Annotated in this window: 19 protein-coding genes and 4 pseudogenes; 18 read left to right on the top strand and 5 right to left on the bottom strand. The window is 47.8% G+C overall.

Going from position 1 to position 21,657, the window contains the following annotated elements; all coding sequences use genetic code 11:
* Positions 1–96: 96 nt before the first annotated feature.
* The 6 genes and pseudogenes from A2F46_RS04085 to acnB all read left to right on the top strand — a co-directional run bounded on the left by A2F46_RS04085 (position 97) and on the right by acnB (position 8,309).
* Complete coding sequence (locus A2F46_RS04085) at positions 97–1,908, top strand: cation:proton antiporter (RefSeq protein ID WP_082783565.1); 1,812 nt, start codon at positions 97–99, stop codon at positions 1,906–1,908.
* A gap of 44 nt (positions 1,909–1,952) precedes the next feature.
* Positions 1,953–3,271 (top strand): annotated as a pseudogene (locus tag A2F46_RS04080) (MFS transporter).
* A 185-nt stretch (positions 3,272–3,456) separates the two neighbouring features.
* On the top strand, positions 3,457–3,876 hold the full coding sequence (locus A2F46_RS04075; protein WP_156471552.1) for a YchJ family protein: 420 nt from the start codon (positions 3,457–3,459) through the stop codon (positions 3,874–3,876).
* Positions 3,869–4,570, top strand: coding sequence for an HAD family phosphatase (locus A2F46_RS04070; protein ID WP_231867698.1), 702 nt, complete (start codon positions 3,869–3,871; stop codon positions 4,568–4,570). The genes A2F46_RS04075 and A2F46_RS04070 overlap by 8 nt, the downstream gene beginning before the upstream one ends.
* A 142-nt stretch (positions 4,571–4,712) precedes the next feature.
* Entirely contained in the window at positions 4,713–5,528 is an 816-nt protein-coding gene (locus tag A2F46_RS04065) for a M48 family metallopeptidase (RefSeq protein WP_066567048.1), read from the top strand.
* Between the two features lie 196 nt (positions 5,529–5,724).
* Positions 5,725–8,309 (top strand): annotated as a pseudogene (gene acnB / locus A2F46_RS04060) (bifunctional aconitate hydratase 2/2-methylisocitrate dehydratase).
* A gap of 383 nt (positions 8,310–8,692) precedes the next feature.
* Here acnB and lolA read toward each other — a convergent pair.
* Positions 8,693–9,313 carry an outer membrane lipoprotein chaperone LolA gene (gene lolA / locus A2F46_RS04055; protein ID WP_066567039.1) on the bottom strand — a complete coding sequence of 207 codons (621 nt, stop codon included), beginning with the start codon at positions 9,311–9,313 and terminating at the stop codon, positions 8,693–8,695.
* Positions 9,314–9,545: 232 nt separating this feature from the next.
* Between lolA and A2F46_RS04050 the strand changes: the two genes are divergently transcribed.
* The 4 genes from A2F46_RS04050 to A2F46_RS04035 all read left to right on the top strand — a co-directional run bounded on the left by A2F46_RS04050 (position 9,546) and on the right by A2F46_RS04035 (position 12,550).
* Positions 9,546–10,364: a ferritin-like domain-containing protein gene (locus A2F46_RS04050; protein WP_082783564.1), complete on the top strand. Its 819-nt coding sequence runs from the start codon at positions 9,546–9,548 to the stop codon at positions 10,362–10,364.
* A gap of 221 nt (positions 10,365–10,585) precedes the next feature.
* Positions 10,586–10,882 carry a helix-turn-helix transcriptional regulator gene (locus A2F46_RS04045; protein ID WP_304437933.1) on the top strand — a complete coding sequence of 99 codons (297 nt, stop codon included), beginning with the start codon at positions 10,586–10,588 and terminating at the stop codon, positions 10,880–10,882.
* Positions 10,883–10,893: 11 nt separating this feature from the next.
* Positions 10,894–11,850, top strand: a complete 957-nt coding sequence (locus tag A2F46_RS04040; RefSeq protein WP_066567034.1) for a cation diffusion facilitator family transporter — start codon at positions 10,894–10,896, stop codon at positions 11,848–11,850.
* 52 nt (positions 11,851–11,902) lie between these two features.
* Positions 11,903–12,550 carry an HAD family hydrolase gene (locus A2F46_RS04035; RefSeq protein WP_066567032.1) on the top strand — a complete coding sequence of 216 codons (648 nt, stop codon included), beginning with the start codon at positions 11,903–11,905 and terminating at the stop codon, positions 12,548–12,550.
* Positions 12,551–12,718: 168 nt separating this feature from the next.
* Here the strand turns inward: A2F46_RS04035 and A2F46_RS04030 are convergent, their stop codons facing one another.
* Together A2F46_RS04030 and A2F46_RS04025 are read right to left on the bottom strand one after the other, a co-directional pair.
* Positions 12,719–13,591 carry a ScpA family protein gene (locus A2F46_RS04030; RefSeq protein WP_066567030.1) on the bottom strand — a complete coding sequence of 291 codons (873 nt, stop codon included), beginning with the start codon at positions 13,589–13,591 and terminating at the stop codon, positions 12,719–12,721.
* Positions 13,579–14,356, bottom strand: a pseudogene (locus tag A2F46_RS04025) (ThiF family adenylyltransferase). Before A2F46_RS04025 ends, A2F46_RS04030 begins: the two are co-directional and overlap by 13 nt.
* 130 nt (positions 14,357–14,486) lie before the next feature.
* Between A2F46_RS04025 and A2F46_RS04020 the strand changes: the two are divergent.
* The gene (locus tag A2F46_RS04020) at positions 14,487–14,966 is read left to right on the top strand and encodes a universal stress protein (protein ID WP_066567029.1); all 480 of its coding nucleotides are present in this window, start codon (positions 14,487–14,489) and stop codon (positions 14,964–14,966) included.
* A gap of 109 nt (positions 14,967–15,075) precedes the next feature.
* Here the strand turns inward: A2F46_RS04020 and A2F46_RS04015 are convergent, their stop codons facing one another.
* Entirely contained in the window at positions 15,076–15,444 is a 369-nt protein-coding gene (locus tag A2F46_RS04015) for a YkvA family protein (RefSeq protein ID WP_066567024.1), read from the bottom strand.
* Positions 15,445–15,503: 59 nt separating this feature from the next.
* A complete protein-coding gene (locus A2F46_RS04010) occupies positions 15,504–15,980 on the bottom strand; it encodes a histidine phosphatase family protein (protein WP_066567021.1) in 477 nt (158 codons plus the stop codon).
* Positions 15,981–16,108: 128 nt separating this feature from the next.
* Here A2F46_RS04010 and A2F46_RS04005 point away from each other — a divergent pair, with 128 nt between their 5' ends.
* The 7 genes and pseudogenes from A2F46_RS04005 (at position 16,109) to A2F46_RS12470 (ending at position 21,655) form a co-directional block, all read left to right on the top strand.
* Positions 16,109–16,630 carry a chorismate lyase gene (locus A2F46_RS04005; protein WP_066567019.1) on the top strand — a complete coding sequence of 174 codons (522 nt, stop codon included), beginning with the start codon at positions 16,109–16,111 and terminating at the stop codon, positions 16,628–16,630.
* 122 nt (positions 16,631–16,752) lie between these two features.
* Positions 16,753–17,658, top strand: a complete 906-nt coding sequence (ubiA, locus tag A2F46_RS04000) for a 4-hydroxybenzoate octaprenyltransferase (RefSeq protein ID WP_066567188.1) — start codon at positions 16,753–16,755, stop codon at positions 17,656–17,658.
* A gap of 121 nt (positions 17,659–17,779) precedes the next feature.
* Positions 17,780–18,229: a PTS IIA-like nitrogen regulatory protein PtsN gene (ptsN, locus tag A2F46_RS03995; RefSeq protein WP_066567017.1), complete on the top strand. Its 450-nt coding sequence runs from the start codon at positions 17,780–17,782 to the stop codon at positions 18,227–18,229.
* A 10-nt stretch (positions 18,230–18,239) separates the two neighbouring features.
* Positions 18,240–19,202: an HPr(Ser) kinase/phosphatase gene (hprK, locus tag A2F46_RS03990; protein WP_066567014.1), complete on the top strand. Its 963-nt coding sequence runs from the start codon at positions 18,240–18,242 to the stop codon at positions 19,200–19,202.
* Positions 19,183–20,019, top strand: a complete 837-nt coding sequence (gene rapZ, locus A2F46_RS03985) for an RNase adapter RapZ (RefSeq protein WP_066567011.1) — start codon at positions 19,183–19,185, stop codon at positions 20,017–20,019. Before hprK ends, rapZ begins: the two co-directional genes overlap by 20 nt.
* A gap of 103 nt (positions 20,020–20,122) precedes the next feature.
* A pseudogene (gene ylqF / locus A2F46_RS12020) lies at positions 20,123–21,043 on the top strand (ribosome biogenesis GTPase YlqF); the annotation flags it as partial.
* A gap of 6 nt (positions 21,044–21,049) precedes the next feature.
* Positions 21,050–21,655, top strand: coding sequence for an SMC-Scp complex subunit ScpB (locus A2F46_RS12470; protein ID WP_197457558.1), 606 nt, complete (start codon positions 21,050–21,052; stop codon positions 21,653–21,655).
* Positions 21,656–21,657 lie beyond the last annotated feature (2 nt).

Raw genomic sequence — 21,657 nt, 5'->3', positions numbered from 1 at the left:
ATGACCGCAAAAAAGCAGAAATTGATTTGTAATTACACGCATTTCCCATAGAATAAAGGCTTCTATTACACCCAACTGAAAGAAATTGATCATTCTATGCACCACTCCTTTCCCTTGGTTGAAACCATTGTTGGCGGCTTGTTTTTTGCTTTTATTTTGGGTTATGTGGCTCAGAAGTTAAAAATGCCCCCCCTTATTGGCTATTTATTGGCCGGTATTATTGTTGGCCCGCATACTGAAGGTTTTACAGCTGATGTACAACTATCGCAAGAACTGGCTGAGTTAGGTGTGATATTGCTGATGTTCGGGGTAGGTTTGCATTTTTCTATCAAAGATTTATTGGCTGTGCGCAAGGTTGCTTTGCCGGGTGCAATTATCCAAATTAGTTTAGCTACGATTTTGGGTGTTGCCCTAAGCTGGTTGCTAGATTGGTCATGGGGGGCAGGCATGGTATTTGGGTTAGCCTTGTCTTGTGCCTCCACCGTGGTTTTAATTGCGGCGCTTCAACGCTGGCAGTTAATGGACACCACGCGCGGTCGAATTGCAACAGGTTGGCTGATTGTAGAAGATATTGCCATGGTGTTTGTGTTGGTGATGATCCCTGCGTTGGCGCCTATTTTGTCTGGCCAAGGCGATGTTTCAGGCAGTGAAACGGCCATATTGTTGGGTAAGACCTTGCTGCAAATTGTTGCTTTCGTTGCCTTAATGATGATCGGGGGGCGGAAATTAATACCTTGGTCTTTAAAGCGTGTGGTGCGTACCGGTAATCCTGAATTGTTTCGTTTGGCAGTGGTGGCCATTGCTTTGGGTTGCGCTATTTTGGCCAATTACTTGTTTGGTGTGTCATTTGCGTTGGGCGCTTTTTTTGCAGGCATGATTATCAACGACACGGAAATGAATCACACTGCTGAAAAAGAAACCACCGGATTGCGCGATTTTTTCACGGTATTGTTTTTCGTGTCTGTGGGCATGCTGTTTGACCCCAGTATTGTGGTGCGCGAACCATGGCTTTTATTGGCTACAGTGTTTATTGTGGTCATCGGTAAAAGCTTAGGCGCTTTTTTCATTGTGCGAATTTTGGGGTACCCAAAAAATACGGCATTAACCATTTCGGCTGCGTTGGCACAGATTGGTGAGTTCTCTTTTATGATTGCTAGCTTGGGGATGGTGTATAAAATCCTACCGCAGTTGGCGAGTGATTTGATTTTAGGGGCTGCCCTTGTGTCCATTGTGATTAACCCTTTTTTATTTGTGTGGCTGAATAAATATCAAAGCAAGAAAACTGTAAAATCTCCTGCAACATCAGAGCAGAAAAATGTTCAATCTACACCAGCAGAAGCCCAAGACAGCGACGTTATTTCAGATAGACCACAAGCCAAAGTAGCGGCGCCCATTAGACCCGTTTCAATTTTGTTTCAAGATGAAGACATGGTGGTTGCTCCCGCGGCAGAGAACCATACCATTTTGGTGGGTGCGGGGCCTATCGGTCAGGTGGTATTGGCCCATTTGTTGCAGCGGCAGGAGCAGGTGTATGTTCAAGAAAGCCGGTTAAATGTGGCAACAGAATTGCGTGCTCAGCAAATTCCTGTGGCTTATGGACACGCTTTATCTGAAGGAATGCTGGATGCTGTGCACGTGACACAGGCCAAAAATTTGGTGATTACTATCAGCAATCAAACTGAAGTTGTGGCTATTATTCAAGAAGCTTTGGGTATGAATGCCCATTTAAATGTAATTACTTTTAGTGAAGGTGAAAAAGAGCTTGAGGCATTTAGCCAGGCGGGGGCACAGCATGTGGTGAATAGTACGGATATGTTGGCAGAAGGCATTATTCAGGTTTTTGATGCCAGTAATCCGCGTAAACAATTGCCCATAGTACGATCGGATACAATTGCGGCAGCCGATTAGGTAAATAAACCAAGATCGATCTATTGCCGACAAGGGGGAACAGGATGGATTTATTGGCGCGTGTGCAGCGTTTACCGGTAGGCGCTTTTCACTACCGACTGTTGTTGATTACTGGTCTGGGCTGGATGTTTGATGCCATGGATACTGGGATCATTGCGTTTATCATGCCGCGTTTATCAGAGGTGTGGCATTTGATGCCAAGTGAGAAGGCTTGGGTAGTGAGCATCGGCTTTGTGGGCATGGCGATTGGTGCAGTGTTGGCGGGTGGTATTGCCGATAAAATTGGTCGTAAAACTGTTTTTGCCGCTACCTTGGTAACGTACAGTGTAGCCACTGCACTGTGCGGATTAGCGCCAAATTTAACGTGGTTGTTGGTGTTTCGGTTTGTTGTGGGTTTGGGGTTGGGCGGTCAGCTTCCCGTGGCAGTGAGCTTGGTCAGCGAATATGTACCGGCACAAGTGCGTGGGCGTTTTATTGTTTTATTGGAAAGCTTTTGGGGTGTGGGGTGGTTGGTGGCCGCGCTAATTGCTTATTTTGTGATTCCTAAGCATGACTGGCATACAGTCTTCCTGATTGGAGGAATCCCCGCTTTGTATGTGTTTTATGTATGGCGAAAAATACCTGAATCGATTCCCTATTTAATCAATCGAGGTCGCATTGATGAGGCTCATCAAATTGTTTGTGCCTTGGAAAAAGAAGCAGGCGTGCCTGTAGTGGAAAAAATTGAAGTCGCCCCCGTGGCTGAAAAGCATACGGTGTCATTCATGCAATTGTGGTCGGGTGGTTTTGCTCGGCGTACGTTGATGCTGTGGTTGATTTGGTTTGGTATTGTGTACTCGTATTATGGGATTTTTACGTGGCTACCCAGTTTATTGGTTGCTCAAGGATTTGATATTGTAAAGTCTTTTGAATATACCTTGGTGCTGATTCTGGCTCAATTACCAGGATACTTGGCAGCCGCATGGTTGATTGAGAAAGCGGGTCGGAAGGCGACGCTGGCTGGATTCATGGCCGCCTGCGCTGCGTGTGCTTATTTCTTTGGCCAAGCAAATTCGGAAGCGGCTATTATTATGTGGGGTTGTTTACTGTCGTTTTTCAATCTGGGTGCTTGGGGTGTGCTCTATACCTACACACCAGAACAATACCCAGCCAATATAAGGGCTTTTGGCTCTGGCTGGGCTTCTGCTATTGGTCGCATGGGGGGTATTGTGGCGCCATTAGTGGTGACCCATATGATGGTTGGCAGTAATGCTTTCTCACGTGTCTTTATCATGTTTACAGTGGTGTTACTGGCTGTGGCGGTGGTGGTTGCGTTGTTGGGGGAAGAAACAAAGGTCGGACTTTGGAATCCATTAGTCGCTAGTAGAATTGTGTAGGGGTTTCCAGGCAGCCTAACGGGGCTGCCTGAAGCGTTTATAAGACACTACCATTTTGCTACAGTACTTTGCGTTTTATACGTCAGCTGTGGTGATTCGGCATGTTCAGCAACCATAGTCGCTGACTGCGGATGATTGAATCGGTTGCCTGAAAATGGATGAGGTGATGGGAATGAAGAAAAAAGCACAGCCACATCAAGTAGTCTGCCCATGTGGCGCCTTGAATAACAAGGGGCATACGCGCTTATTGGCTGAATGTTGTGGCCCTTATTTACGCGGGGCGCGCCAACCGGAAAATGCGGCGGTATTGATGCGGTCGCGTTATACCGCTTATGCGTGTCATGATTTCGACTACATAAAGCGGACTTGGCATCCGCAAACACGTCCTTTGGATGTGGGCGCGCAAGAAAACTCAGTTAAGTGGATCGGGCTAACGGTAACATCACATCGGATTCTGGATGCACAGCATGAGATCGTGGCGTTTGTGGCGCGTTATAAAGACAATGGGCGTGCCGAAAAATTGGCTGAAACCAGCCGTTTTGAGTGTATAAACGGGCAGTGGCTGTATGTTGATGGAGATCTGAATGACTGATTTAATGCAACGAGTGCATCCATTTCAGGCAGCCTTGTTTGATTGTGATGGTGTGTTGGTAGACAGTGAAAACATTACCAATCGTGTTTTACAGCAGATGTTGAATGAGTCAGGCTGGCACATAACTGAAGCAGAGTGCATGCGCTGTTTTGTGGGCAAAATGGTCATCAGTCAAAAAGCATTAATTGAGGCCAATACCGGTAAACCACTGACTGATACGTGGATGGCTGAATTTTACCAACGGCGCAATCGTGCTTTGGCTGAAGAAGTGTGCGCGATAGATGGCGCTGTTGCTATGGTGCAGTCGATATATGCGGCTTTTAGCGGGCGTATCGCATGTGCTTCGGGAGCAGACCGAGCCAAGCTTACCATGCAGATGGAAAAAGTAGGGCTGTGGCCATATTTTGAGTCACGTGTATTCAGTGGTCATGATGTAGCGGCCAATAAACCGGCACCCGATGTGTATTTGGCTGCGGCGTTGGGACTGGGTGTGCTGGCAACAAATTGTGTGGTAATTGAGGATTCAGTTACTGGTGTCCGCGCGGGCGCGGCGGCGGGCGCTACTGTTTTGGCTTTTTGTCCTCATGGACACCACACCAGTGCCCATGCATTGAAAGTGGCAGGGGCGCAGGTGGTTTTCGCAGATTTGGCGACATTGACATCGGCGCTCTGCCAGCATCAGCAAGTGCATTAAAACGGAGCAAATACGGTTTTGAGTATGGCGGCAATGTGTGGTGCGGATAGGAGAGCCGTTTTGAGCGTGCTGTAATTGGCTGGTTACTGGATTGTACTGTGCCAAATTCAGTGATTGTGGGTTCATCTTGATGGGAGGTAGCATGCGATTTTTATTCAGCAAGAACCAATACAAATTAATTGCCAGTTTGCTTGCTGCGATTACATTGGCGAGTTGCGTTCAAGTGGCAGATATGGCTGGTTACAATACCCAAACTTTGAATGCCAATGCTGCTAAAAGTTATGCACAAGTAGTCAATCAAGCACGCGGACAAGGCGCAGTAGACAGCACTTCTGATACGTCAAAGCGTATTCGAGCCGTATTTGAACGCATGCTGCCTTATGCGAGGCAGGCCAATAAAACGGGTGTACCTTTTGATTGGCAATTGACGGTGATACGCAGTAAAGATTTAAATGCCTGGGCCATGCCCGGAGGCAAGATGGTGGTTTATACCGGTATTGTGGATCAATTGCGGCTGAGTAATGATGAGATTGCGGCCATTATTGGCCATGAAATGACCCATGCGTTACTTGAGCATGCCAAACAAGCAGCTGGTCAAAAAGTGCTCACGGGTTTGGCGATGAATATCGGTGGCCAAATTTTGGCCTCACAAACCGGTATTAGTAGTGAAGCCATTGGAGTGTCACAAGATGTACTCAGCCAGTATGGGATTGGTTTGCCTTTTTCTCGGCATCAGGAAAACCAAGCAGACTCAGGTGGCCTACGGCTCATGGCGGAAGCGGGTTATGATCCGCGCGCTGCGCTAACAGTCTGGCAGAAAATGAATCAAGTGAATCAGGATAACGGCGCATTGGTCGGTATTTTGTCAACGCATCCCACCAATAATGCGCGCATTGCCGCTATTCAGCAGCAATTGCCACAGATATTGCCTATTTACGAGCAAAACAGACATCGTTAGTGAATAAAATTTTTCAGGCAGCCTTTATTGTCTGGATGAGGCTGCCTGAAAGTACGTCCCTCGTGCGTTTCATTGAATTACAGGCGACTACAAATTGTTTCAATTCGGGTCATTTTCGGTTATGATGCGGCTTATTGTAGTTGTCATACCAACATCAGAATAAAAACCTAAAAACCATTACATAAGGATGTTTGAGATGTTAGAAGCCTACCGCGCTGCTGCTGCTGAACGTGAAGCTATGGGTATTCCTGCTCTACCGTTAACAGCCAAGCAAACCGAAGAGTTGGTTGAGTTATTGAAAAATCCGCCTGCAGGTGAGGGCGAATTTTTGGTGGAATTGTTGTCCCATCGGGTGCCGCCTGGTGTAGATGATGCTTCTAAAGTGAAGGCGTCATTTTTGGCTGCGGTCGCTGAACGCTCAGTCAAAAGTCCGCTGATTACGCCTGAATTGGCGACTGAACTATTGGGCACCATGTTGGGTGGCTACAATATTCATCCTTTAATTGAATTGCTCGATGACTCAAAATTGGCCCCCATCGCGGCGAAAGCGTTAAAGCATACTTTGCTGATGTTTGATGCCTTCCACGATGTGGATGAAAAACGCAAATCAGGGAACCTTTATGCCAAGGAAGTGATGGAATCATGGGCCAATGCTGAATGGTTTACGGAACGCGGCAAGGTGCCAGAAAAAATCACCATTACGGTATTTAAAGTTACTGGTGAAACCAATACTGATGATTTATCGCCCGCGCCAGATGCATGGAGTCGACCCGATATCCCACTGCATGCGTTGGCCATGCTGAAAAACCCACGCGAAGGCATCACACCTGATAAATCGGGTGAGATCGGTCCCATCACATTGCTGCAAGAATTAAAGGCCAAAGGTCATTTGGTGGCCTATGTAGGCGACGTGGTGGGCACAGGCTCTTCTCGAAAATCTGCCACCAATTCGGTGATTTGGCATACTGGCCAAGACATTCCTTATGTTCCCAATAAGCGGTTTGGCGGAGTCTGTTTGGGTGGGAAAATTGCCCCGATTTTCTTCAATACCCAAGAAGATTCAGGCGCATTGCCAATCGAAGTGGATGTGTCCGCACTTAATATGGGCGATGTTGTGGATATTTTGCCATACGAAGGCAAAATTGTGAAAGACGGCACAACCGTGGCGGAATTTGCATTAAAGTCCCCTGTCTTGCTGGATGAAGTGCAGGCGGGAGGGCGTATTAACTTGATTATTGGCCGAGGTTTAACAGCCAAAGCGCGTGAAACATTGGGCTTGCCCGCATCCGCTGAGTTCCGCTTACCACAATCACCCGAAGAAAGTACAGCTGGCTTCAGTTTGGCTCAAAAAATGGTGGGTCGGGCATGTGGTCTGCCTGAAGGCGAAGGTGTGCGTCCTGGTACGTATTGCGAGCCGCGAATGACCACCGTGGGCTCACAAGACACCACCGGCCCAATGACGCGTGATGAACTGAAAGATTTGGCTTGTTTGGGCTTTTCTGCCGATTTGGTGATGCAGTCTTTCTGTCATACCGCTGCCTATCCAAAGCCGGTAGACGTTAAAACCCACAAGGAGTTGCCTGAGTTTATTTCTTCTCGTGGTGGTGTATCTTTGCGTCCAGGCGATGGCATTATCCACTCTTGCTCAACCGTATGTTGCTGCCAGATACGGTGGGCACAGGCGGCGACTCGCATACCCGTTTCCCTTTAGGTATTTCTTTCCCGGCCGGCTCAGGCTTGGTGGCATTTGCTGCGGCAACTGGCGTGATGCCTTTAGATATGCCGGAATCGGTATTGGTGCGTTTTTCAGGCAAGTTGCAACCGGGTATCACCTTGCGTGATATGGTCAACGCGATTCCGCTGTATGCGATTAAATCTGGCTTACTGACGGTAGCCAAAGCGGGCAAGAAAAATATTTTCTCTGGTCGGATTTTGGAAATTGAAGGCTTACCTGATTTGAAAGTAGAACAGGCTTTTGAATTGTCTGATGCTTCGGCAGAACGTTCTGCCGCGGGTTGTACGGTGAAATTAAACAAAGAGCCAATCACCGAATACTTGAAGTCTAACATTGTATTATTGAAAAATATGATTGCGGATGGCTATCAGGATGCGCGGACGATCAAGCGGCGTATTCAGAAAATGGAAGATTGGTTGCAAAACCCGCAACTACTGGAAGCCGATAAGGATGCAGAATATGCGGCAGTCATTGAAATCAACATGGATGACATCAAAGAACCGATTTTGGCCTGCCCCAATGATCCAGATGACGTGAAATTTTTGTCTGAAGTCGCCGGCACGCACATTGATGAAGTATTTATTGGCTCCTGTATGACCAACATCGGCCATTATCGTGCAGCTTCTACTTTACTCAATGGCAAAACTGACATTCCAGTTCGGTTGTGGGTAGCCCCTCCTACTAAGATGGATGCCAAAGAATTGTCGGATGAAGGGCATTATGGTGTATTGGGCCGCGCGGGTGCCCGTATGGAGATGCCCGGTTGTTCTCTGTGTATGGGCAATCAAGCGCAAGTTAGAGAAGGTGCCACCGTGGTTTCAACTTCCACGCGTAATTTCCCTAATCGCTTGGGTAAAAATTCACAGGTGTATTTGAGCTCAGCTGAATTGGCGGCAATTTGTGCGAAATTGGGCCATATCCCCACTATTGATGAATACAAAGAAAATGTAGCCATCATTAATGAAAAAGGATTGGAAATTTACCGCTACATGAATTTTAATGAAATTCCACAATATCAAGAAGTGGCGGAAAAAGTGGATGCTTAGTTTGCCGCTGTGATATCAAACCCTGCTTAAAGCAGGGTTTTTTGTTGAATGGTGTATCGCTTTGGTGAATATATTCGGATAAATAAATGGATGGATTATGTTAGATGATCTGGTTTGACTATAAAGAGTATATCGTTATCCAGTAGCCATGGGTTGTTGAAAGAACTTTACTCAAGATGGCATAGCAGACATCATGATACCTTGTTAGGGTCGGATCTATCTTAGTTGTATTGAAAATACCCGAACGTGGAGTTCGTCTTGCTGTCAATCCATCAATGCCCGACAAAATTGAAGGCGAACGATAATAAAAATCCCTGAACAATCATAATATGTTCAGGGACTGAAGGTCATTGAGTAGCCAGCTCATTCAATTAAGTTCTAATTTATTGACCCAATACGTCTACGCCCTTGGGCGGTGTGAAGTGGAATTGGCCACGGCTTAAATTGGGTCGGGTGTTGACGCCACTAAATTGAATATTGGTATTGTTGCCAAAGCTGTCTTGCAATTGCATGGTTGCCAATGTGTTGCCTCGGAAACCAATACGGATGTAGCGATAGCCAGCATTGTTGCGCTTGGGTGTGGCGCGGACGTAGTCGACACCGCTGCTGGCACCATCATTTTTTAAAGTATAGCTGGCATTCAAAGCACTTTTGTTGGACAAAATGGCGGCCGGGCTATCCCCTATAGTTTGATTCTGTGCACGTTTCGTAACTTGTTTTAGATCTTGGTCGTACAACCAAATGGTTTTGCCATCACCAACAATGGTTTGCTTATATGGACGAGTGTATTCCCATTTAAATAATCCTGGGCGGAGAATGGAGAATTGGCCCGATGTGGTTTGCGTTTTTTTCTTGCTGTGCACGGTCTGAGAAAATTGACCGCTGATACCATCGGTATCCGTATTGAATTTCTGTAGGGCAGCAATGCCGTCTGCGTGGGTCATACCAATGCCAGCACTTAAGGCTGCTGCGGCAAAAGTTTTAGATAATTGTTTGAGTGTCATACACGTCCTTTCGGCGGGTAGCATAATAAAGCAGCCATAGGCTGCCTGAATGATGGCTATTGTAGCGCAATCGGCTCAGCACAGTGACCAGTGTGCGAATTGTAAAGACAGATTATTATTGAATAGTGTATTGAATACAATGATTTGTCTTGCTGATCTTTTAACTACTTTAACGCAGATTTAAACTCTGTTCGACACAGTATAATAAGACTCATGAATTTGAAGGAAAGTGATGCAAATTTATTCGGAATTGGAAGCGGTACTTTTATGTGATGACGTGGCAGAGAAATGCACACGCGCCCACGCGCTTCAGGCTGCTTGTGTAAAAACCGAGACATTGAATCGTGCCGTGGCGACTCCACCTCTTGATTGCCGCTATGCTGGACGGCCATCTAAGCCAATTTTGGTTCCACCTTCTGCAGTAAAAAACCGCAAAATGACCACGCAAGAAGGGTATGCAGCGCTGTTGCATGCGGTATGCCATATTGAATTCAATGCCATTAATTTGGCACTCGATGCTGCCTATCGTTTTCGCAGATTGCCTGAATCGTTTACCCGTGATTGGATACGAGTAGCTGCAGAGGAGGCAAAACATTTTGGTTTGATGCGTGCGCGGGTGCAAAGCTTGGGTTTCGATTATGGTGATTTTCCTGCCCACAATCATTTGTGGGACATGGCCTACAAAACGGCTTTTGACCCATTGCTGCGCATGGCACTCGTTCCCCGAGTATTAGAAGCACGTGGTTTGGATGTGACACCGCCCATGAGGGCGAAGGTGGCGCAACGAGGCGATGAAGCAACGTGTGCGGTATTGGATGTGATCTATCGTGAAGAAGTCGGGCATGTGCGTGTCGGTAATCATTGGTATCAATATCTTTGCGCTGCGCGGAATTTGGATCCCATGACCGTGTTTCGACGTTTATTGCAGCGCTACGATTTGTTCATTTTTCGGGGGCATGTGAATATGGATGCTCGGGAGCAGGCTGGTTTTTCTGCTTTTGAATTGGCCATGTTGGCGGACTTTGAACAACAACGCAGTAGCCAGATATAGCCGATTGGCGAGCCGCGCTCAATCATTGATGTCACAGCTTCGCGCTCAATCTCAAGGTGATGAACTCAAAATAATGATATCTACTGGGCTTGGCCAGGAAAGAGCGAAGCAGAGTGGGTAATGTTGTCATTTGCTTCGCTTAAATACGGTTATTCTGCTCTTGTATGTTTCAGGCAGCTTGGTTATCATATTTATGAATATATGTTCATATAGGAATGGATATGTATCAGCAATTGGATGATGACACGCTAATTCGACTCACCCGTATTTTCAAAGCATTGGGGGAGCCTACACGTTTGCGGATATTAAATTTACTCTGTGGTGGTGAATACGCAGTAGGAGACATTGCGCAGCAGCTGGGCTTGAGCCAATCGGCTATTTCTCATCAGTTGCGTATATTGAAAGATTTGCGCTTGGTGAAAGCCAGGCGCGCTGGCGTTTCGATTTATTACACTGGCGATGATGAACATGTATTGGGTCTGTTAAAACAGGCCATTGATCATGTTGCGCATTTTTAAAAGGGCAAACTATGTCTCATCATCATGAACATTCTCATACACACAGTACCAATAAAAAAGTGCTGAAAGTATCATTGGTGATTATTGCGCTGTATATGCTGGTGGAGGTAGTCGGTGGGTTGTGGACCAATAGCTTGGCTTTGCTATCAGATGCCGGTCACATGTTTTCTGATGCTTTGGCTTTGGGTCTGTCGCTGCTGGCTTTCCATTTGAGCGAGCGCCCGAGCAGCAGTAAGCGCACATTTGGTTTCAAGCGTTTTGAAATTCTTGCAGCAGCCATTAATGGTTTGGCCTTGGTGTTGATTGCGGTGCTGATTGTGTATGAGGCTATTGGTCGATTTGCGCATCCACCTGAGATTGCCACATGGGGCATGCTCATCATCAGTGTTATTGGGTTGGTGGTGAATATGGTGGTGGCGCTTTATATGCTGCGTGGCGGTGAAACCCATGATAACGTCAATATGCATGGTGCTTATTTGCATGTTTTGGGTGATTTGCTGGGATCGGTGGGTGCCATCAGCGCCGCTATTTTGATGATGATGTTTGGCTGGCGTTGGGCGGACCCTTTGGCTAGCGTGCTGGTGGCTTTGTTGATCGCCAAAAGCGGTTGGGGCATCTTGCGCACGACCATACAAATTTTGATGGAAGGCACCCCAGTTGAAGCTGATACCCATCATTTACAAGCCACTATTTTGGCGGTGCCAGGTGTGTTGGCAGTGCATGATTTACATGTTTGGACCATTACCAGCGGGCTAAATGCACTGTCGAGCCACGTGGTGGTAAATGGCGAATTGAGTGTGCGCGAGGCCGAGCAGGTAGTGGCCGAGATCGAGCGTGTTTTACAGGACAACAACATCCACCACAGCACCATCCAAACCGAAAGTCCACAAAGCGGGCACCGCCATGATTTATTTTGCCAGCTACATCAACACAAGCAACAAAACCATGAATCACAACACCATCACTAACGCCGTTTGGACCATTGCCCTTTAAACCCACTGACAAGTAAGGATAACCATGATGACCCGTGCCGTATTATTTGATTTAGATGGTACATTGGCTGACACCGCACTGGATTTGGGTGGCGCGTTAAACCGACTACTAAAGCGTCGAGGGCTGCCTGAAAAAAGCATGGCCGAAATCCGGCCGGTGGCCAGTCATGGTGCCAGTGGATTAATTTTGCTGGGTGCTGGCATTGGTCGCAACCATCCCGAGCATGCGCGTTGGCGCCAAGATTTTTTGGATGAATACGAACAAGGCTTTGCCAGAGAAACGGTGCTGTTTGATGGGGTAAATGAAATGCTTTTGGGTTTGCAGCAAAAAAACATAGCTTGGGGCATTATCACCAATAAGCCGCATACATTTACTGATCGACTGGTACCGCAATTGGGATTCGTTTCACCTCCGGCTGTGGTGGTTAGTGGAGACACCACTGATGAACCCAAACCCAGTACGAAACCGATGTATTTTGCTTGTGCCCAATTGGGGATTGTGCCTGATGAGTGTTGGTATGTAGGCGATGCGGAACGTGACATGCAGGCAGGCAGGCAAGCGAAAATGCGTACCGTTTTGGCAGATTGGGGCTATATTGCTGACAGCGATGACACCGCCTCTTGGCCGGTTGATGCGGTGATTCAGCAGCCGATACAAGTTTTGGACTTGTTGTAAGGCGTAATCACACTTGGCCCCCAATGTTTCAGCAGAATGATCGAAAAATAGCTACTTGGCTAGGCTTTATTATTTGATTGGGCTGTTTGATGGATGAGGAGGCGGATTGATTCAATGGGTATAATTACCCGCCCATGAGTAGGGCTTATTTTATAGTATGGGCTTGAGTTATTTGGGCGAATCAATTGAGTTTTGGGGTGTAGTATCTTCAGGCAGCCCGTGAAGGCTAGGCAAGCGGATGTGAATCGGTCCTCGGTTTTCTGCTTGTTCGATGACAATGAGGCCTTCCTTGGCCAGTTCCAATAGGGCAACGAAATTGGTGACCACCAATGCCAATGAATCATGTTGGCCAAAAAGTTGTGTGAAACGACAGCCGCCATCGTGTTGCAGCCGGCGCAGTATGCTGCTCATTTGCACACGCACGGACAAGGCTTCTTGCACCACACTGTGGCTGCGGTTGTGTTGAGCGCGGGCCAAAATACCCAACCATGCCTGCGTTAAATCGCTAACCGATATTTTGGGTGGGTGGACGGTGCTACTTATTTCAACTGGCCAATATGCCCAAGCAAAGTCACGCCCAGCCCGGGGTAATGCGTCGAGCCCCAAAGCAGCCAACTTCATTTGCTCGTAGGCCAATAAACGGCGTACCAGTTCCGCCCGAGGATCTTGTTCTTCATCCTCTATCTGAGCGGGTTGTGGCAGCAGCAAGCGTGATTTAATTTCAATTAAAACCGCCGCCATTAAGAGGTATTCCGCAGTTAAATCCAGCTCACGCTCCTGCATTTGTCCAATATAGGCAAGATACTGCTCGGTGACAGTGAGCATGGGGATATCCAACACATCAATGTTTTGTTTGCGTATCAGGTACAGTAGTAAATCAAGCGGCCCCTCAAAGCTCTGCAGCACCACCTGCAAAGCATCAGGGGGAATAAACAGATCATTGGGTACGTCAATAACGGGCTGGCCAAACAGCCAAGCCACAGCCGATTCACCAGGTTTGGCCTCTTCAGTGAATCTTTCACTCGCACCTATGGTTGGCATAATGCTTCCAAGCACAACTGCGTTAAACGCAAGCCAAAGCTTGCTGTAACCACCATAGATGCTCCATAGCCAGCACAAGAAAGCCCCTGTGGTGCGCTTTCTGTGTTGCAGGCCAAGTCGCTTTGGGGTGGCGTGATGTTTTCAATTGAATAAACGCAAGGCACGTTCATTTTGGCGGCGGTGTCCCGGCTAAAGCCATGGCGTTTGCGCAAGGTATAACGCATATTGGCCAGCATCGGATCGTGTGTGACACGGCTCAAGTCGGCGTGCTGAATTAAGCCCGCATTTTTTTTGTCCACCAGCGCCGCCGGACACTGCGAAAGCTTGCTGGGTGGACACAAAATGGGCCGCCATTGCAGCTTTGGTGCGGACCTGATCAATGGCATCGATGACAAAATCAAAGGGTTGATGAAACAATTGTTTGAGGTTATCCGCATCCACAAAATCTTCAACTTGATGCACTGTGCACGCTGCATTGATGTCAGTAATGCGCTCCGCCAATGCAGCCACTTTGGCTTTGCCAAACTGGCTGGTTAACGCCGGCAATTGGCGGTTGACATTGGATTCAGCTACATTGTCTAAATCAATTAAAGTCAATTGGCCTACGCCACTGCGTGCCAGTGCCTCTACGGCCCAAGAGCCGACGCCACCCACGCCCACCACGCAAACATGGGCTGCCTGAAAGCGCTGTAAGGCTGCATCGCCATACAGACGAGAGATGCCGCCAAAACGGCGTTGTGGGTGTTGGGTAGGGATAATGGTCATCTGAGTTGCATCAAATTTGTGAAGGGAAATGCCGACAAAGCGGTGCGCGAGTATTATACTGTAGTCACCCAAGAAATCGAGATGCTTGGGCATTGGATTCCAGAATACCCATGTCATGGAGACTGAATATATGTACAAACATTTGGTTGTAGCCGTTGACGGCAGCCATACTTCTGAAAATGCATTGGCCCATGCGATTGGCTTGGCCAAAGTGGAAAACGCTGAGCTGACTTTGGTGAATGTCGCCAACCCAGCAGAATATATGGCACTGGCACCTGAATTTTTACAGCATGAAAGCTATGAAGCTGCTGCATTGGCGGAAGGCAATAAAGTATTGGATGCGGCTGAACAAACGGCCAAAACCGCATTGGCAGCAGATAAGATACACCGGCATTTGCTGATGGCCAATAAAGGTGCCAAGGAAATGGCTCAAATGTTGGTGGATTATGCAGATCAGCAAGGTTCCGATTTAATCATCTTGGGCACGCATGGACGCAGCGGCTTAATGCATTTGTTGATGGGTAGTTTTGCTGAAACCGTGATGCGCGAAACCCATTTACCATTGTTGATTATCCGCAGCGAAGCGCCTGAGGAAGCACAAAAATCTTGATTTTAAACCTTTTTAAACCGCTCAAGCTATTGTCTAACTGAGCGGTTTTTTATTTTCTACGAATGGTCATCGTCAGCCATCAATGCGGAATCTGGCGCGTTGGGTGACACTATTCGCCAAATAATTTATCAGCGGCCGTTTTGGCCTGTTGCACAATGTCATCGGTGAGTAGATTCTTTAATTGTGCATACACCAGCGCAATCACAGCCAAATCATCGCTGAACCCCAATGGGCCCATCAGATCGGGAATGCTGTCGATGGGGCTGAGAAAATACACCAAAGCCCCCACTATAATTAATTTGCTGCGGGTTGGCGTGGATTTCGATTTGAGAAGAAAATACAAGGCATACAGTTGCTTGGCTGCTGGTTTACCTATTTTTCCCGCATATTTCTTAAGCTTTGCTAAAAAACCCCGTTCATCCAAACGGCGGCGCCGGAATTTTTCTTGTATTTGCTGTAATTTATTTGCGTCGGTCATGGCCAGTTCCCTGGAAAACAGTGAATTCATCATAGGGGAGAAAGGCTGTTTGATTCAAGTTATTTGTCTTTTTTAACCATATTCGGTGTCAGTGCTGCTTTAAGTTTAGCCTCGATACGGCGGTGACTGTCTACCTTAATTTCAAACCACCAAAATCCGCTTTTTTTAACCGACCAGTAAAGTGTATTGTCCCATTGCTGATTGAGTAAAAATGCACACATTTGTCCCAGCCAAGGTTGGTGTCCCACCCATACTAAGGCAGATTCATTGTTTTCGCGTTGCAGCAATCCCGGCAGATCATGTGACCGAGTGGTGGGATTGAGCATGGGCACTACGCTAACCGGCAGCTTTAAGTGAGCAGCAGTTTGCTGGCTTCGTTTGGCTTGTGAAACCCATACACGGGTGTGTTCAGGCAGTCGCTCACGCAACCACGTGGCAGTGATTTTGGCTTGCTGTTGGCCTTTATTGGTTAATTTGCGCTGCAAATCTTCATCGCCTTCTTCTGCTTCGGCATGGCGCCATAAAATCAAATCCATTGTTGTCTCCTGATTGTTGTGCGCACTGGGGCAGGTTTTGCATTTGGGCTGCCTGAACGTGCTTGTCTTGGTGGACATGGCTCGAAACGGTACAATATACCTATTTTGTTTCACAGAGGCTACACAGCATGGCAGCTGCCTTGAATTGGTCTGAATATTGGCCGGATGCTCCAGTTTTAACTCTGCCTTGGCGCCAATTGTTGCAGGCACCATCCCTGACGGCTGCATTGAGGCCATTGGCTGATTTCAGTATTGAGGTTCGCCATCAAGGCGAAGCTGAGTGCAGTATGCTAATGACATTACCAGAATCCGCACCACAATCTTGCGACCGTGCTTATGTTCGCGAAGTTTATTTGTGTTTGGCCGGGACCCCTGTGGTGTGGGCAAAAAGCCTGTGCGCTGTGGATGCAGCTTTTTGGGTATCCTATTTACAATGCGGTACGCAGCCCTTGGGTGCACGCTTGTTTGATGGGACAAACTCTTTTACGCGATCAACGTTCTATTATGCGCATGGGGTGCACCCAGAATGTCCAGACGAGCAACCTTTGTGGGCTAGGCGCTCTATGTTTCGACAACAATCGCAACAGCAGACACAAACTTTAGATTTAGTTGAGGTTTTCCTGCCTGCATTGCACCACTATGTTGCCTGATTAGCATGTGTGCAATGGGCATGCAGAATTTTGTGTGGCGACAGATTAGGCTCGCTTGAATAGGTAGATTGGATCACCATGTTGGTGGTCATTAAAAAAGGGATGCAATGAATAGCGTGCAAATGAGTTCAACGCCTTCAGGCAATTTGTGGACACGGTTGCGCGATCGCGCGCGGGTATACAGCCAATTGATGCGCATCGATAAACCCATTGGATCACTCTTATTGTTATGGCCAACTTGGTGGGCGTTGTGGGTGGCCGGGCAAGGGCAGCCAAATTGGTTTCTGGTGGCGGTGTTTACGATTGGTACGGTATTGATGCGCAGTGCAGGCTGCGTCGTGAATGATTTTGCTGATCGCCATTTTGATGGTGCAGTGGCGCGCACGCAAAACCGCCCGTTTGCGCAGAAGCGGGTAACCAGTAAAGAAGCATGGCTACTGACGCTGGTACTGTGCCTATTGGCGCTGTTGTGTTTGATTCCGCTAAATCGGCTGGCTGCATTGATGAGCTTGCCGGCACTGTTTTTGGCGATAAGCTACCCGTTTACCAAGCGATTTTTCCCATTGCCGCAACTGTATTTGGGCTTGGCTTTTTCTTTTGGTATTCCTATGGCGTTTGCAGCAATACAAAATCAAGTGCCAGCGCTGGCATGGTTAATCTTTTTAGCCAATACATTCTGGACAGTGGCATATGACACCATTTATGCCATGGCTGATAAAGAAGACGATTTAAAAATCGGCATCCGTACCTCTGCCATTACGTTTGGTGATTACGATGTTGCCGCCATCATGTGTTGCCATGCGGTGTTTACCTTGCTGATGGTAGTTCTGGGCTGGTGTATCCAAGCCAGTTGGCCTTATTGGCTTATGTTGCCTTTGGTGGTGTATTGGCAATGGCGACAATACCAAGTGATTCGTACACGTCATCGCACAGCATGTTTTGTAACATTTTTACGCAATAATCGCATTGGCTTGGCGTGGTTTTTGGGGTTGTACCTCCACTATCTATGGATTCATTTGGCTGCCTGAAAATGTATTTATGCAGGCAGTCTGATGGATGCCCCCATTTACAAGTTGAGCTTAATGAGGCGCGGCAGTACAATTAGCGCGTTTTGACAAACACAAGCTTGGGCTTGATTTAGAGAACGCAATGAGTCTTATCGGGGATATTCTGCCGCTTTCACATGTGGTGTTGGATTTGGATGTGGGCAGCAAAAAACGCATTTTCGAGCAAGCTGGATTGCTGCTGGAAAATGAAGCTAACTTAAGCCGTGCTGATGTTTTTGATTGTCTATTTGCGCGGGAAAAATTGGGCTCAACAGGCTTAGGGCAAGGCGTAGCCATTCCGCATGGGCGCCATGCTGGCATTAAAAAAACATTGGGCGCTTTTTTCCGCTTGAAATCACCCGTGTCTTTTGATTCACCTGATGGTAAACCGGTTGCTCTGGTGTTTGTGCTATTGGTGCCAGAAAATGCTTCCAGTCAACATTTGGAAGTGTTGTCTGCCTTGGCAGACAAATTCTCGATGAAAAGTGTCCGTGAGGCCTTGATGGCCGCAAATACACCAGAAGCAGCTCATGCTATTTTAATCGCTGATTGAGGTTGAGGTCATGCCCAGCATTTCTGTCCGCCGCTTGTATCAGGATAATCAAAATAAACTCAAACTGGCGTGGTCGGCAGGTACTGCAGGCGCGGACAATCGAATCAGTGTCGATGCGGATAAACCAGTATTGGCGCTGGTGGGCCATCTCAACTTCATTCATCCCAACCAGATTCAAGTGTTGGGCATCGCCGAAGTCAATTATCTGAATCGCATGGAAAATGGCGAAGTCAAAGCCAGTTTTGATGAACTCTTTGATTTAACCATGGCATTGGTGATTGTAGCCAATGATTTACCTGTGCCTTATATGCTCCGCGATTATTGCCACACTCACAGTGTCCCACTTCTAACCTCTCAAACTGAAAGCCCATTTTTGATGGATGTGTTGCGTATTTATTTGCAACGCACTTTGGCTACTTCTACAGTCAAGCATGGTGTTTTCTTGGATGTCTTTGAAGTGGGTGTATTGATTACTGGGCAATCAGGTTTGGGCAAAAGTGAATTGGCCCTGGAGCTGATTTCCCGCGGCCATGGATTGGTGGCAGACGATGCCGTTGAATTATACCGTACCGGCCCTGAGACGTTGGAGGGGCGCTGCCCGCCCATGCTGAAGGATTTCTTGGAAGTGCGCGGATTGGGCGTGCTTAATATCCGGGCCATATTTGGTGAAACCGCGGTGCGCCCGAAAAAACCATTAAAACTCATCATCAATCTGGCTTTGGCTGATGATGCATACATGCAGAATCTCGATCGGTTAAGTATTCAAAGCGAAACGGAAGGCATTTTGAATGTATCCATCCGCAGCGTCACCTTGCCTGTGGCGGTGGGGCGCAACTTGGCGGTATTGGTTGAGGCAGCAGTGCGCAATTATATTTTGCAAATACGTGGTAAAGACAGCACCAAAGAATTTTTGGATCGGCACAACGCCATGCTTAAAGAGGATGCAGCAAACAATGAGGATCGTGCTGATTAGTGGTTTGTCTGGCTCAGGCAAATCCATTGCGTTGCGCTTATTGGAAGATGTTGGCTTTGTGTGTGTAGACAATCTTCCAGTAGACATGCTGCCTGATTTGGTGCGCCATTACCAGCGGAGCCAAATTGAGCAATTGGGGGTTAGCGTTGATATTCGATCCCGCTTTCGTTTGGCAGAAGTTGAAACGTTGATCGGTCAGCTACGGGGGCGTGGTCATCGTGTCGATATTTTGTTTTTAACCACTTCTGATGCTGTGTTATTGCGCCGCTTCTCCGAAACGCGTCGCAGTCATCCGCTCGCACGTGAACACCAAACTCTGAGTGAGAGTTTGGCGGCTGAGCGTCATTATATGGCACCTCTGCAAAACCATGCCTATACCCTAGATACTTCGCTGTTGAATGCGCAACAATTGCGCCACTATGTGCAACAATGGCTAGGTCTGCCGGTGGCGCCTTTGCATGTGGTACTGGAATCATTTGGCTTTAAATTTGGGGCGCCGGTGAGCATGGATTATGTGTTCGATGTGCGCTGTTTGCCCAATCCTTTTTACGATCCTCAGTTGCGGCCATATACAGGGCTGGATGACCCAGTGCGGAATTTTTTTGCCACGCAGCCTATGATGGCTGAAATGATAGACAGCGTAGATGCCTTTTTGCAGCGGTGGTTGCCGCGTATGGGTGAAGACAGCCGCAGCTATGTGAATATAGGTGTGGGGTGTACTGGCGGGCAGCATCGTTCTGTTTATATTGTGGAGGCGTTAGCGGCACGATTGTCGGCTTATTCGGTGTTGGTGCGCCATCGTCAATTGGATGGTTAGGCACAATTGGGCAAACACGATATAATGATTCTAATTTTATATTCAGGCAGCCTTGTAGGCTGCTTGAATAATTTAGCCTGTTTGTTTATGTTTAGGAATCGTTATGGCCATTCAGTGGTACCCAGGGCACATGCACAAGGCCAAAAAAGCCATTATGGAACGCTTAAAAAGCGTGGATATGGTGATTGAGGTATTGGATGCGCGCCTGCCAGCCTCCAGTGCCAATCCACTGTTGGCGAAGCTTTCAGCGGACAAACCTAAACTTAAAATCCTCAATAAACAAGATTTAGCAGATGCCCAGCGCACGGATTTATGGTTGGCTGAATACCAAGCGCAAAGTCAGACACAAGCCATTGCTTTAGATGCATCTGATCGCCAAGCCGCAGCCAAGCTCATAGCCGCCTGTCGTGCCTTGGTACCTCACCGCAAGGGGCTGGATAAACCTTTGCGGGTATTGATTTGTGGAATTCCTAATGTGGGCAAATCAACATTGATTAATGGGATGCTGGGTAAAAAAGGTGCGAAAACGGGTAATGAGCCGGGCATCACCAAAGCGGAGCAGCGATTGATTTTGGCTGATGATTTTTGGCTCTACGATACGCCAGGTATGTTATGGCCAAAAATTATTGTCGAAGAGGCCGGTTATCACTTAGCGGCCAGTGGTGCCGTGGGCCGCAATGCGTTAGACGAAGAAACGGTGGCGCTGGAATTGCTGGATTATTTACGTCGTCATTACTTAACTTTGCTACAAGCACGCTATCAGGCTGATTTGAGCACTAGCCCACATTGGCGCGATGATGAATGGCTCGATTGGATTGGGCGCAAGCGCGGTGCGCTATTGACAGGGGGGCGCATTGATTATCAAAAGGCGGCCGAACGAGTGCTGACTGATTTTCGTGATGGTCAAATTGGGTGTATTACCTTGGAAACACCCAATCAATGGGCGGTGTGGTTAAAGGCTGGACAACAACGCGAAGCGGTGCTTAAAGCAGAACGCGAAGCGCGCAAAGCACAGCGTTCAGGCGCTCCCATGACTGAGCAGGCGCCGTTATCGGCTGATGCCTTTATTGAAGCAGCGTTGCTGACACGGGATGAGGCCCTTGACGAACGCGCTTTGCGCGCGTTATTTGAACCACCCATGTCTGCTGATAAATTGATTGATGTTTTGGCGGTGCTGAAAAGCCGTTGGCAAGGTCGTGGATTGTTGTTGGTGCATACGCCAGAAGGATGGCGGTTTCAAGTCGTGCCCGCTGCCTTTTCTCGTCTCAGCCGGTTGAACGAGCAACGAGCACCGCGTTATTCACGTGCTGTAATGGAAACACTGGCCATCATTGCGTATCAGCAACCAGTAACACGTGCCGATATTGAGGCCATTCGCGGTGTGGCTGTTTCCAGCCATGTGATGCAAATTTTACAAGATCGTAATTGGATTGAAGTCATCGGCCAACGTGATACATTGGGCCAACCCAATTTATGGGCCACCACACCGCAATTTCTGAGTGATTTGCAATTGGAAGATTTGTGCCAATTGCCCCCTTTAACCGAGTTGGGCGAACTGGTTTTGCCTGAATTAACCGAACCTGCCGCTGCTTTACCTGCCGCAGAAGAACCATCTGATGATGAGTTGGGAGCCTAGAT

Origin of the sequence: Snodgrassella sp. CFCC 13594 (assembly GCF_001590725.1) — a bacterium.
Taxonomy (GTDB): Bacteria; Pseudomonadota; Gammaproteobacteria; order Burkholderiales; family Neisseriaceae; genus Snodgrassella.
The sequence above is the reverse complement of the archived record's forward strand: the minus strand, read 5'-3'. Positions and strand labels throughout refer to the sequence as shown.